At 66.2% G+C, this 13252-nt stretch carries 14 protein-coding genes; 13 read left to right on the plus strand and 1 reads right to left on the minus strand.

Translation table 11 applies throughout. The features are described from left to right. Positions 1-5 precede the first annotated feature (5 nt). On the minus strand, positions 6-1172 hold the full coding sequence (locus ACFXKN_RS06345; protein ID WP_378950466.1) for a thiolase family protein: 1167 nt from the start codon (positions 1170-1172) through the stop codon (positions 6-8). Between the two features lie 275 nt (positions 1173-1447). Between ACFXKN_RS06345 and ACFXKN_RS06350 the strand changes: the two genes are divergently transcribed. From ACFXKN_RS06350 to ACFXKN_RS06410, 13 genes are all read left to right on the plus strand, one after another. After that, complete coding sequence (locus ACFXKN_RS06350; protein ID WP_378950937.1) at positions 1448-1672, plus strand: hypothetical protein; 225 nt, start codon at positions 1448-1450, stop codon at positions 1670-1672. Then, positions 1672-1854, plus strand: a complete 183-nt coding sequence (locus ACFXKN_RS06355; protein WP_378950469.1) for a hypothetical protein — start codon at positions 1672-1674, stop codon at positions 1852-1854. The genes ACFXKN_RS06350 and ACFXKN_RS06355 overlap by 1 nt, the downstream gene beginning before the upstream one ends. Then, positions 1851-2699, plus strand: coding sequence for an MlaE family ABC transporter permease (locus ACFXKN_RS06360; RefSeq protein ID WP_378950472.1), 849 nt, complete (start codon positions 1851-1853; stop codon positions 2697-2699). Before ACFXKN_RS06355 ends, ACFXKN_RS06360 begins: the two co-directional genes overlap by 4 nt. Position 2700: 1 nt before the next feature. Next, positions 2701-3564: an ABC transporter permease gene (locus ACFXKN_RS06365; RefSeq protein ID WP_378950475.1), complete on the plus strand. Its 864-nt coding sequence runs from the start codon at positions 2701-2703 to the stop codon at positions 3562-3564. 9 nt (positions 3565-3573) lie between these two features. Continuing rightward, positions 3574-5004, plus strand: coding sequence for an MCE family protein (locus tag ACFXKN_RS06370; RefSeq protein ID WP_378950478.1), 1431 nt, complete (start codon positions 3574-3576; stop codon positions 5002-5004). Continuing rightward, complete coding sequence (locus ACFXKN_RS06375) at positions 5001-6023, plus strand: MlaD family protein (protein ID WP_378950481.1); 1023 nt, start codon at positions 5001-5003, stop codon at positions 6021-6023. Before ACFXKN_RS06370 ends, ACFXKN_RS06375 begins: the two co-directional genes overlap by 4 nt. Then, positions 6020-7027, plus strand: coding sequence for an MCE family protein (locus tag ACFXKN_RS06380; protein WP_378950484.1), 1008 nt, complete (start codon positions 6020-6022; stop codon positions 7025-7027). Before ACFXKN_RS06375 ends, ACFXKN_RS06380 begins: the two co-directional genes overlap by 4 nt. Beyond that, the gene (locus ACFXKN_RS06385) at positions 7027-8121 is read left to right on the plus strand and encodes an MCE family protein (RefSeq protein WP_378950487.1); all 1095 of its coding nucleotides are present in this window, start codon (positions 7027-7029) and stop codon (positions 8119-8121) included. Before ACFXKN_RS06380 ends, ACFXKN_RS06385 begins: the two co-directional genes overlap by 1 nt. After that, positions 8118-9230 (plus strand): MCE family protein, encoded by a 1113-nt coding sequence (locus tag ACFXKN_RS06390; protein ID WP_378950490.1) that lies wholly within the window; start codon positions 8118-8120, stop codon positions 9228-9230. Before ACFXKN_RS06385 ends, ACFXKN_RS06390 begins: the two co-directional genes overlap by 4 nt. Further along, the gene (locus tag ACFXKN_RS06395) at positions 9227-10411 is read left to right on the plus strand and encodes an MCE family protein (protein WP_379432556.1); all 1185 of its coding nucleotides are present in this window, start codon (positions 9227-9229) and stop codon (positions 10409-10411) included. The genes ACFXKN_RS06390 and ACFXKN_RS06395 overlap by 4 nt, the downstream gene beginning before the upstream one ends. 11 nt (positions 10412-10422) lie before the next feature. Continuing rightward, positions 10423-11076, plus strand: coding sequence for a hypothetical protein (locus ACFXKN_RS06400; protein ID WP_378950496.1), 654 nt, complete (start codon positions 10423-10425; stop codon positions 11074-11076). A gap of 40 nt (positions 11077-11116) precedes the next feature. Beyond that, positions 11117-12373 carry a TetR/AcrR family transcriptional regulator gene (locus ACFXKN_RS06405; RefSeq protein WP_378950499.1) on the plus strand — a complete coding sequence of 419 codons (1257 nt, stop codon included), beginning with the start codon at positions 11117-11119 and terminating at the stop codon, positions 12371-12373. Positions 12374-12500: 127 nt separating this feature from the next. Then, positions 12501-13202: a class I SAM-dependent methyltransferase gene (locus ACFXKN_RS06410; protein WP_378950502.1), complete on the plus strand. Its 702-nt coding sequence runs from the start codon at positions 12501-12503 to the stop codon at positions 13200-13202. Positions 13203-13252 lie beyond the last annotated feature (50 nt).

The raw sequence follows: 13252 nt of genomic DNA on the forward strand, positions 1-13252 counted from the left end.
CGTGCTCACATCCGTTCGATGATTGTCGCGTTCGCCAATCCGCCTGCCTCGCACATCGTTTGCAGCCCGTAGCGACCACCGGTTTGTTCGAGGTGGTTGACCATCGTGGCGAGCAGTCGAGTGCCGGAAGCACCGAGCGGGTGACCCAGTGCGATCGCGCCGCCGCGCGGATTGACCCGGGCCGGGTCGGCGTGGAGTTCGTGTTGCCAGACGAGGGGAACGGGGGCGAAAGCCTCGTTCACCTCGAAGGTGTCGATGTCGTCGACCGTGAGCGAGACCCGCTCGAGCGCCTTGCGGGTCGCCGGGATGACAGCGGTGAGCATGAGCGTGGGATCGTCGCCGACGACGGCGAAGGAGTGGAAGCGGGCGCGGGGGGTGAGCCCCAGCTTCGCCGCCATGGCTTCGCTCATGATGAGTGCCGCCGACGCGCCGTCGGTCAGCGGTGAGGAATTGCCCGCGGTGACCGACCAGTCGATCTCCGGAAACCTGTCCAGCACAGCGGGATCGGTGAAGGCCGGACGCAGGCCGGCCAATCCGTCGACGGTGGTAGCGGCGCGGATCGTCTCGTCGGCGGTGAGTTCACCGGACGCCATCAACTCGGCGTCGAACCCGCCCACGGCCGCGGTGGCCGCCGCGAGCCGGTGCGATCGCGCGGCGAACTCGTCCAGCGCCGTGCGATCCAATTTCCATCGGGCAGCGAGGATTTCCGCGGCGATCCCCTGCCCGATCAGCCCGGCCGGATAGCGGGCGGCGAGCGGACCGCGCAGCGAGTCCTTGCCCTGGGTGTTGGAGAACATCGGCGCACGGCTCATCGACTCGACCCCACAGGCGATCGCCACGTCATAGGCGCCCGCGAGCACGCCCTGGGCGGCGAAATGCACGGCCTGCTGGCTCGACCCGCACTGCCGGTCAACCGTGGTGGCCGGGACCGATTCCGGGAATCCGGCAGCCAGTACAGCGGTCCTGCTGATGTTGTTGGCCTGTTCCCCGCTCTGGGTGACGCAGCCGCCGATCACGTCGTCGACGAGGACCGGATCGATCCCGGTGCGCACGACCAGTTCCGCCAGCACGCCTGCCAGCAGCGTGGCCGGGTGCACGGATGACAGCCCACCGCCGGGCTTGCCCCGGCCCGACGGCGTACGAACCACATCAACGATGACCGCGGACATCACGAACCTCCTGCACAGTCGCCGACCGTCGGCGCCCCTTCCGAGACTATGTTAATCACCATTCTTGACTCATCGGGGAGAATTGGTAGTAACTTATCACTGGCATGCAGGGTGGCTATCCGCTGATCACAGTCGCCTCATCGCTCATCTTTGAAGAATTGTCGGAAACATCATCAGATCAGACAAGAATTGTCGGCAACATCATCGGACCGTCAACGACATCGGCCACCAGCCATCGTCACCGACCGGTTCGTGAAGGAAGGAACACCGGTATCGCCATGTTGCGACGGCTGGACAGGTTTCTCAGTTACGAGATGAAGGTGTCGGAATACCTCGGCACGCTCATCATCATCGGCATCCCCTACGGTCTCGTCGGGGTCGTCTGGACACTCACCCATACCGGTCACCTCCGCGACCTTCACGGCGTCGACCTGGTCATATCGTTCCTCGGGTCCATCGTGTGCTGGCCGGTGCTCACCTTCGCGAACGTGACGATGACCTGATGATGGCGCTGGTCTGGTTCATCGACATCGTGGTGATCGTCGTCAAGATCCTGGGCGGGCGGACACAGGTCAATCCCGTTCTCCGCGTGGGCATGTGGATCGCGCTGCTCTGCGTGCTCGTCCTCGGCGTGGCCGCGGTCGGCGCACTCCTGGTCCTACTCGAACATTGGCTGAGCGTATGACGCGACCCGCTACCGAACCGTCGGAACTCGACAAGATTGTCGACAGTGCCACCGGGCTCTGGCGACGGCACCCGCAGCAGTCGATCGAGACACTGGGCAGGCAGGTTCTGCTCGCCAGGGCCACGATCGCGCAGCTGTTCCTCTCCATCGCGCAACGGCGATTCCCGTTCCAGGAGTTCATCAAGCAGTGCGCGTTCATGGCGAACGTCTCGGCCCTGCCGACCGTCTTCGTCGCGATCCCGGTCGCGGTAGTGGTCTCGATCCAGGTCGGCGCCCTGGTGAATCAGGTCGGTGCCACCACCTTCATCGGCGCGGTGGCCGGGCTCGGCATCATCCGCCAGGGTGCGCCACTGGTCACCTCGCTGATGATCGCGGGCGCGGTGGGTTCGGCCATCTGCGCCGACCTGGGTTCGCGCACCATCCGGGAGGAGATCGACGCGATGCGGGTGATGGGGGTGGATCCGGTGCGCAGGCTCGTCGCGCCGCGACTGGCCGCCGCCGTGCTGGTCAGCATGCTGCTGTGTGGGTTCATCGTGTTCGTCGGCTTCGCGACCGCGTACTTGTTCAACGTCTACGCCCAGCACGGCACACCGGGGTCGTTCATCGGCTCGTTCGCCTCGTTCGCGGTAGCCAACGACCTGATCGTCGCGCTGGTCAAGGCGGCCATCTTCGGCGTGCTCACCGCGATCATCGCCTGCGACATCGGATTACACACCAAAGGCGGACCGGGCGGGGTCGCGAACTCGGTCAATTCGGCGGTGGTGTCCTCGGCGCTGATGCTGTTCGCCACCAACATCATCGTCACCCAGCTGTACAACACCTTCTTCCCGTCGAAGGTGGTCTGAGATGGCAGCCGAATACATCCCGCCCGTGCTGCGGCCGGTGCGCGTGGTCGGTGCGGCGGCGAAAGCGCCTGTGCGAGTCAACCAACGGGTCGGACATCAGGCCATCGTGTTCTTCCAGGCGCTGTTCGCGATTCCGTTCGCGCTGCGGCACTACCGCAAGGAAGTCGCGCGCCTGGTCGCCGATGTCGGGTGGGGCAACGGCTCGCTGATCGTGGGCGGCGGCACCGTCGGTGTCGTAGTGGTGCTGTGCGCGTTCGGCGGCATCACCGTCGGCGTGGAGTCCTATACCGCGCTCAACCTGTTGACCATGGGCCCACTCACCGGCGCCATCTCCGGTTTCGCCACCACCCGCGAAATCGCGCCGATCCTGGGCACCCTGGCGTTCGCCATCCAGTCCGGCTGCCGGTTCACCGCCCAGCTCGGCTCGATGCGGATCTCGGAGGAGATCGACGCGCTCGAATCCATCGCGATCCGCCCGCTGCCCTACCTGGTCACCACCCGGATGATCGCGGCCACGCTGACCATCGTCCCTCTCTACACCCTCGGCCTCGCGGTCGCCTATGTGGCGACCAAGCTGTCGGTGCTGTTCCTCGGCGGTACCACCGCGGGCACCTACGACCACTACTTCTTCCAGTTCCTGCTGGGCGGCGACGTGTTCTTCTCGGTGCTCAAGGTCGTGATCTTCGTGCTGATCGCCACTTTCATCCAGTGCTACTACGGGTACACCGCCTCCGGCGGTCCCGAAGGTGTCGGAGTGGCGGCCGGACGTGCGATCAAGATGGTCATCGTCGTGATGGTGTTCACCAATCTCTTTCTCACCCTTGCTATCTGGGGCATCGACCCCGGATTCCGGATCTCGGGATAGGTCGCCTCGATGATGCTCGATCCCAGTGGCCGCGGGCCCAAACCGCTCCAGCTCACCCTCGCGGGCCTGGCCGTGGCCCTCACTTTCGCGGTCGCGCTGTACCTGCTCGCGCTGCGCTACAACGGCGAGTTCGAAAACACGGTGGTGGTCGGCGCCGAACTGACCAGCACCGGCGACGGCCTACCCCAGCGCGCCGACGTCAAGTACCGGGGAATGATCGTGGGAGCGGTCTCAGCTGTCGACATGGTCGCCAAGGGCAGGCTCCAGCACGCCACCCTCGAGCTGAAACCCGGTATCGCCGCGACGATTCCGGATACCGTCACCGCGCGGGTGATCCCCGACAACATCTTCGGTGTCACCTCGATCCAGCTGGTCGACAACGGCGCGGCCGCCGCCACGCTGCGTGCGGGCGCCACCATCCGCGAGGACACCAGCTCGGCGACCATTCAGTTGCAAACCACGCTCAACACCCTGCGCGACGTGCTCACCACCATCCAGCCGGAGAAACTCGGCCGGGTGCTGGCGACGCTGGCCGCCGCGCTCGACGGTGGCGCGCGCGTGCCCGGCTCCACCATCGAGCGCCTCGATACCTGGCTCACCGAGGTGCACCGGATTCCCGAGATCGGCGGTCTGCTCGGCAATCTCGGCCGTGCGTCGATGGCGTTGAGCCAGTCCGCGCCCGAGCTGGTCGGCATGCTCGGCGATTCGCTGACCGCCGCGAACACCCTCAACGAGCACCGCACCCAGCTGGTCGCGCTGCTCACCGAGGGCAACTCCACCGTCGAAGCGGTGAACAGCTTGTTCGCCGCCAACCCGAATTCGGGCAAGGACCTGGCGGCAGGGCTCGACACGGTGTTCGGCGCGTTGGCCAAGGATCCCGCCGCCCTGCAGTCGGCCGCGGCTAATCTCAATGTCTCGCTGCACAAGCTGCAGCAGGTGTTCCACTTCGGGCCGCGCAAGCAGATGGTGTGGAAGATGGACGTCTCGTTCACTCCGTTCCAGCAGTACACCGCGGCGGATTGTCCGCGCTACGGCGACATGTCCGGGCCGCGCTGCGGTGGGCCGACAGTGCCGGACGTCGCACCGCCACAGGAGTATCCGGCCCAGCAGCTCCCGCGACGCGTCGAGGCGGCCGGTCCCGCACCGACGGTGGAAATTCCCGGCATCGGCGGCGGCCTACCCATCGCACCCACGATCCCCGGCCTGCCCGCGATTCCGGGACTACCGTCGATTCCCGGGCTGCCCGCCATCCCCGGAATCACCGCACCGGCCGCCGCACCGCTGCCGAATGCCGGTGCGGCGACACCGATCTCACTGCGGGGATATGACGCGGTGGCGGCACTGGTCGGCGGGCGGCCCACGGTGACCCAGCTGCTGCTGCTCGGTTCGATCCTGGGCAACGTCCCCCTCGTCCCCGACACCGAAAGTGCCGCGCAATGAAATCGACGAAAGCGCTCATCGGGTTCAGCTTGTTCGTCGCCCTCACGGTCACACTCACCTATACCGTCTGGTCGACACTGCAGCGCAGCGTGCCGGGCAGTACCCACAGCTACTCGGCACTGTTCACCGATGTGCTCGGGCTGCGCGTGGGTGATGACGTCCGGATGGCCGGTGTCCGGGTCGGCCGCATCGACAAGATCGATTTCACCGACGACTACACCGCCCGCGTCGACTTCCGGATCGAGGCGCGCCAGCACCTCACCGATACGACGAAAGCGCTTGTCCGCTACCAGAATCTGATCGGCCAGCGCTATGTCGCCCTGGCCGCGGGCAAGGACGCCGGCGTGACCGTGCCGCCGGGGGCACAGATTCCGCTCACCCGCACCGAGCCGTCCTTCGACGTGTCCTCATTGCTGTCGGGATTCGAACCGCTGTTCAGTGTGCTGCAACCCGACCAGATCAATTCGCTGTCGGAAACCCTCATCCAGGCACTACAGGGCAATGAGGTTTCCCTGTCCGCCTTGATCACCCAGGCCGCCGAACTGGCGAACACCTTCGGCCAGCGCGACGAGATCCTCGGCGACGTGCTCGGCAACCTCAGCGCGGTGATGTCGGGTCTGGCCAACCGCAGCGGCGAACTGGAAACCCTGATCACCCAGACCCGCAGCCTGATGGACGGGCTCTACGCGGAAGGACAGACGTTGAAGAGCTCCGTCGACCGGGTGGCAGGCGCCACCGACTCCCTGGTCACGCTCATCGGCCAGGTGAAACCAGGCATGGGCGAGGCGCAGCGCACCGCCACCGAGGGCGTGATGATGCTGCTCTACAACGGTGCCGCGCTCGACCGCGCCGCCGTGGAACTTCCCGACTTCCTCAACGGTGTCGCCCGGTTCACCAGCTACGGCGCCTACGGCAACGCCTACATCTGCCGACTCGACGTCTCGCTGTGGAACGTGGTATTGCCGCCGGGGTTGTTCTCCCAGATCGGCGGCGAATCGCAGTCGGGGGTGTGCCGATGATCGGCAAGCTCGCGTTCCTGCGCGACAACCGCAACCTGCGCCTCGGTCTGGCCGCGGTGCTCGCGGTGGCGGTGCTGCTCGGCGGGTCCAGCCTGCTCGCCCAGCTCCGCCTGGGCGACAAGACGATTCACGCGGAGTTCGCCCAGGCCGCCGGGTTACGGCCGGGTGCCACCGTCGATATCTCCGGTATCGAGGTCGGGGCGGTGCGCGCGGTCGAGCTCGTCAACGATCGGGTCGACGTGACCCTTGCCGTGCGCCGTGACCTGCGACTGGGCGCCGACGCCAAGGCGGCGATCAAGATGTCGACCATTCTCGGCAGGCTCCACATCGACCTGAAGCCGGGCAAGGGCACCCCGCTGAGCGGCAACCGGATCACCGTCGAGAACACCTCGGTGCCCTACAACCTGAGCAAGGTGATCCAGGACCCGCAGTACACGTCCTCGTTCGAACGGATCGAGCGCCTCGACCCGAGCAAGCTGCGGACCGCGCTCGACCTGCTCGACAAGCAGATGGGTGACTCCCCCGCGATGGCCGTGCAGGCACTGGACAGCATCGGCGCACTCGCCCAGGTGATCAACGCCCGCCGTGACGAAGTCGACCTGCTGCTGAAAAGCATGGACCAGGTTTCCCAGCTCGTGTCCGACAACCGCAACAGCGTGCTCGTGCTGCTCACCCGCGGTGAGGCGATCGGCGCCGCGGTCCAGACCAGACAGACGCTGCTCACCCAGCTCCTCGACAATGTCGCGGCGCTGTCGAAGCTGTTGCAGGACATGGGTATCGAGAACAACGGCGAGCTCGGTCCGCTGATCGCCAACCTCGACACCATGGCCGACGGCCTGACCAAGAACAAGGAGAACCTGGACCGGATCTACGAGATCGCCCCGGTCACCCTGCGCCAGTTCAACAACGTGGTCGGCAACGGCCCCTACGGCGAGGTCTGGGCACCGTGGGTCTTTCCCGACAACTGGCTGTGCTTCGCGCAGGCCGTACAGGGGTGCAACTGATGAGAAGCAGAATCAAACTGGCGGCGCTGTGCGTGGCCGCTGTTGTCGCCTCGGGTTGTTCGCTGCTACCCAGCAGTGTGTCGAGTCTCGGCGACCGGTACTTCGGCGAGAACAAGCGCATCAGCGCCGATTTCGAGAGCGTGGCCGGGCTCTACGTGGGCAACGAGGTGTCGGTACTCGGCGTTCCGGTCGGGGTCGTGGAATCGGTGACGCCGCGTGGCAGCTACGTCGAGGTGGTGATGTCGGTGAACAGCGATGTGCGGATCCCGGCCGACGCGATGGCCGCGCTGATCTCGCCGCAGCTGATCACCAACCGGCATGTGGAACTGGCGCCCGCCTATACCGGGTCCGGCCCCGAACTGGCCGACGGTGCGCATCTTCCCCTGTCCCGCACCAGAACTCCCGTCGAACTCGACCGCATCCTGGAGAATTTCGACCAACTCGGCGCCGCCCTGAAAGGCGACAGCGAGGCGGGCCCGATGGCCAGCCGGGTGCTGTTCCCGCTGCTCGACGGCAACGGCGACCGGCTCCGCGAAACCCTAGAGGCACTGTCGTCGGCCTTCGAGGTGACCTTCGCCAATTCCGACCAGATCTCGAACACGGTCATCCGGCTCAACGAAATCACCCAGATCATCGCCGAGAACGACCAGACCGTCCGCGATTTCAGCGGCCGGATCACCGAACTGCTGGCCCTGCTCGGCGCGCAGGCGCCCGGTTTGCAGGCCGTGCTGACCCAGCTCGACGACTTCGTCACCAACACCTCCTCGGTAGTCGGCCAGAATCAGGATCAGCTGGCGGGCGCGCTCAGCAAGTTCGTCGCCATCGCCGCCCAGATGCGGGCCAACGCACGCGGACTCACCGAGATCATCGACATCGGACCGATGTTCTTCGACAACATCGACAACGCGATGAGCAGGGAACGCCAAGCGCTGCGCCTGCACGGACTACTCGACAAGGCGGTGCTCGACGGCGAGGCACTGTCGCTGTTCTGCGAACGCGTCCAGATGCGCCTCGACGGCTGCCGCACCGGCAAGATCGCCGACTTCGGCCCGGACTTCGGGCTCACCGCCGCACTGTTGGGAATCACGAAATGAACCTGCGCACAGCCGTTTCCGCCGCTGCCTGCGCCGCGGTTGTCGTGTCGGCGAGCACCGCGTGCTCGCTCACCGTGCGCGAGCTGCCGATGCCCGAACCCGGTATCGGTGGCCCCGGCTATACCCTGCACGCCGCTTTCCGCGACGCACTGAACCTGCCCGACCGCGCCCAGGTGAAGATCGGCGGCACCGATATCGGTGTCGTGACCGATATTTCGACCACGTCGTTCCTGGCCGACATCGAAATGCTGATCCGCGAGGACATCCAGCTGCCGCGCGGTACCACCGCCGAACTGCGTCAGGCCACCCCACTCGGCGACATCTTCGTCGCGATGACCCTGCCCACCGACGCGGACGCGGGCGCCCCGCTGCGCGCGGGCGAGACGATCGGCATCGAGCACACCGGCTCGGCAGCCTCGGTGGAACAGCTGATGATGTCGATCTCGATGCTGATCAACGGTGGCGGCATCAACCAGGCCGCGCGGATCACCTCCGAACTGGATTCGATCTTCGCCGGGCACGCACCGCACCTGCGTCACCTGATCACCGAGATGACCGACGTCATCGGTGCGCTCAACCAGCGCACCGGCGACCTCGACGCCACCCTGCACGGCTTGCAGGTGCTCACCGCCGAGCTCGCGGGCCGCAAGGCCGAACTCGGCGCCGTCGCCGACAGCTTTCCGCAGCTGATCGGCCTGGTCGCGGAGAACAACCAGTCGATCGTCGACCTGATCGGCAAAGTAGCGGTCACCATGGACGCGCTCGGCGACTTCAGCACCAGCAATGGGCCGCAGTTCGTGAGCCTGTTCCAGAGCGTGCAGAACCTGATGTCGGGATTCACCCTGATGGGCGACGACCTCACCGGCACCCTCGATGGTCTGCACACGCTCTATCCCTCGCTGATGGCCAGCCTGCAGGGCCCGACGCTGGCGGTCGCGGCGACGGTGTCCTATCTCGACATCGGCGCACTCACCGACCCGTCGGGCAGCCGCTGGCCCGAAGCGGGCGATGTGCCCGCGTTCATCGGCAGTCTCGCCGAGGTTCTCGCGAAGGTGTTCGGTCGCGTGACCAGCATCCCGCAACCCGCACCGCAGGAGGGTCCGCGATGAATTCACCGCTGTGGCAATGGCTGGTGCGCAGGCGGGTCGCCGTCGCCAATGCCGGGCTCGTGGTCGTGCTCGTCCTCGGCAGCCTCTATCTGGGCGGCGCGGTGCTGCGGATCGATCCGAGCCGTTCGCACTATGTGGTGACCGTGGAGCTGGCTACCTCCGGCGGATTGACCGCCGGCAGCGATGTCACCTTCCGTGGCTGGCGGGTCGGCCGGGTCGGCGCGGTTCGCGTGTCCGGTGACGGCGTCGCGGCGGTGGCCGAGATCGACGGGGGCACAAGGATTCCGGTCGGTGGCACGGTCGCCGTCAACCGGTTGTCCGCGGCGGGCGAGCAGTACCTGGACTTCCGTCCCGTCTCCGAGAGCGGGCCCTATCTGCGCGACGGTTCGGTCGTCGAGCGCGCGCAGACCTCGGTGCCGGTGCCGATGCAATCGGTGCTGGCGAACATGAGCGGTCTGGTCGGCGGCATGAATCCCGAACGGCTCACGGTGATCGTCGACGAACTCGACAAGGCGCTCGCCGGGGGCCCGGATCGGTTGCGCAACATGATCTCCGGGATCAGCAGGGCGATGGCCGGGCTCACCGAGCTACTGCCACAGACTCAGCAGTTGCTGCGCAATCTCGAGGTCATCGCGGAAACGACCTCGCACGCGCAACCGGACCTCAGCACGCTCACCGCGTCGGGCACAGCCCTGTTCCGGCAGTTCACCGCCGCCGACGCCGAGGTACGGCACCTCCTGGAACAGGGCCCGGGTCAGTTGGCGACGTTGGGCGGGTTCGTCTCGCGCACCCACGATCCGATCACCGATCTGGTGACGAACTTCGTCGCCATCACCAAGGCCGCCAAACTCCGGCAACCGGCACTCGAGGCGCTGTTCCCGTCGCTGAGCCGCTTCGCCGATGCGATCGGCGTTCCGGCACACGACGGCGGCTTCTTCACCCTCATCGACCCGTGGCCACGGCCGACGTGTGAATACGACACCGTCCCGGTGGTGCCGACGACCGAGACCACCGACACCAGGGTGCGTCTCTACAACTATTGCGTCACCGCCAATCCGGCCCTGCAGGTGCGTGGTTCGGCCAATGCGCCGAGGCCGCCGGGGCCCGACAACGGCGCGGGGCCGCCCCCCGGCGTCACCGGCAACGAACTGTCCCAGCCCGCCGTCCCCGCACCACGTTGAGGAGTTCCAGCATGACCAGCGACGACAAAGACTCGAACGAACCGATCACCGATTCCGGCGCGACCACGGCGGACCCGGCTCCCGAGACGACGCCGACCGCCGAACCACCGGCTACGGAATCGGCTGCGACCGCCGACCGCGAGGAGTCGTGGTTGCGGGGACGCACGGCCGCTGTCGTCGCGTGCGTCGGTGTGGCTGTGGTCCTGTGCGCCTCGCTGGCAACCTCGGTCGTCTTCTTCGTGCAGAACCAGCAGAACAAGGACCTCCTGCGAGCCCAGGAACAGGCACGCGAGGCCGCCTGCCACTACGGGCCGGTGCTGGCCGACTACGACAGCTTGCAGCTCGACGAGTACTTCGCAGCGGTGCTCGACGGCTCGACCGGCGACTGGAAGAAGCAGTTCGAGTCGACCAGCACCGAGTTGCGCGAGGTGCTCACCCAGGGCGAAGTCACCTCGGAGGTCACCGACACCCAGTGCGCGATCCGCACCGCCGACGCGGACTCGGCCGAGGCGATCGTGGTGATCCGCCAGACCATCACCAGCCTGGGAACCCAGCACAAACCCAAGCCCGGCCAGCTGTCGATGGTGCTGAGCCTGCGCGCCGACAACGGCCGGTGGCTCGTCGAGAAGGTGAATTCCCCGACGCCGACCGCGCCTGCCCAGTGAGCGAATCCGGTGAGCTAGCCCGCGGTTACCGGGCGATAACATGACAGACGAGATGGGCAGGACGACGAACGAACACGCGGCACAATCGACGGCGGACGCGCCACCACGGGTGGTCAAGCGCAGGCCGAAGAACCGGCGTGCGCAGATCGCGGCGGAATCGGCGGCCGCGTTCGGCGCGCACGGCTACCACGGCGTCAGCATGGACGACATCGCCCGCAGGCTCGAGATCAGTTCCACCGCCCTCTACCGCCATTTTCCGAGCAAATACGCGCTGTTCCGGGAGGAACTACTGCGGTTGTCGGGGCTGGCGCGCAGTGCCGTCGAACTCCCCGACGACGCTGCCGACTGGTCACCGCGCCAGCGCCTCGATCACGTTCTGGACGCGATCATCGCGCTCACCATCGCCAACCGCCCGACCGTCGCGCTGGCCCGGTGGGAGCGCCGCTACCTCGAGCCCGCCGACTTCACCGAGTTCACCGCACAGTTCACCACCGCGATCGCCGCGGTGCGTGGCCTCATCCATGACGTGCACCCCGAACTCGACGGCTACGACCGCGTGGTCCGCACCGTTTCGCTGTACGCGGTGATCAGCAGCATCGGCGACCATCACGCGACCGTCTCAGCGAAAGCGCTTGCCCCGCTGCTCAAAGCGACCGCCTGGGCATTGATCGACGCCGATCTGTCGGGTGAGCGAAGTGCCGCGCTGGTTCGGCGGGCCACCGAGCGGCCGGAGCCGTTCAAACATGAACTCTTGCTGCGCAAGGCGGTGGAGCTGTTCCACGAGCGTGGCTATCCGAACGTCAGTATGGAAGACATCGCCGTCGCGGCGGACTTGTCGGCTGCCTCGGCTGTATATCGCTACTACCGCAGCAAGAGCGACCTGCTCGCCGCGGCGTTCCGGCGCGCGGCCGACCGGGTGTCCGGGGCGATCACCCCCGCGGTGACCGCCGCCGATACCCCCGCCGAGGCGCTGGGGACACTGATCGACCTCTATGTCACCGGGTCCTTCGACGAGCGGGCGCTGACCTTCGTCTACTACGCCGAATTCACCCATGTCGACCCCGCCGATCAGGTAACCCTGCGCCACCTGCAGCAGTTGATCATCACCGAATGGGCCAAACTCGTGGCGCAGGCCAGGCCGGAGCTGTCGATCGGCGAGGCCAGAATCCTCGTGCACGCGGCGTTCAGCCTGGTGGTCGACCTCGGCCGGACCTTCGGCGATGACGGAATCTGCCCGCAGGACACCGTGATCCGGCTGCTGCAGACCATCACCCTCGGTCGTCCGCTGCCCTGCTGACGCGCGCACGGTCCGTACTGGATCGGCGCGCGCGGCGCGGTCATTATTCCCGATGTCGTGGCACCGCAATGTAGTCGGACTACGCTGGCCGCCATTGCCGCCCATCGATGAATTGAGGGGATCAAGCGTGACCAGCAGCGAATTCGCGTACACCGGGTGCGACAACCTGGAGGCGATGACCGAAGCGGTCAATTACAACAAGTTTCTGATCGACTGCGTGGATAAACATGTCGCGTCGCCGGACCTGCGCATCCTCGACTTCGGTGCTGGTCGGGGCACCTATGCCGACATGTTGGCCGAGCGGCGGATCGTCCCGGATTGTCTCGAACCCGACGCCGAGTTGCAGAAATTGCTGCTGTCGAAGGGCTACAAGGTCGTCGATTGCGACGCCGAGCCCTCCGATTCCGAAATGTACAGTCTCATATATTCTTTCAACGTTTTCGAGCACATCAAGAACGACCAGGAAGCCTCGGAACACCTCACCTCACTGTTGCGGCCGGGCGGGACGCTGGTGATCTATGTGCCCGCGCTCGAGATGCTGTTCACGTCGATGGACACGAAGGTCGGGCACTACCGGCGTTACCGCCGGACCCAGCTCGAGCGCATTCTGCGCAATGCCGGGCTGGAGATCGTGGAGTCGCGCTACTGCGACCCGATCGGCTTCTTCGCCACCTTGGCCTACAAGATCATCGGCAGCGACGACGGCACGATCAACACCCGAGCGCTGAAATTCTACGATCGAGTCCTGTTCCCGCTCAGCAAGGTCATGCAGGTCGTCACCGGCAAGGTCTTCGGTAAGAACATTCTCGTCGTCGCCACGAAGTCCTGACTCCTCGGGCCGAGGAGGCCGCGCGCAAATCCGATCAGATCGGCAGCCAT

This window comes from Nocardia sp. NPDC059195 (assembly GCF_042754695.1).
GTDB lineage: Bacteria > Actinomycetota > Actinomycetes > Mycobacteriales > Mycobacteriaceae > Nocardia.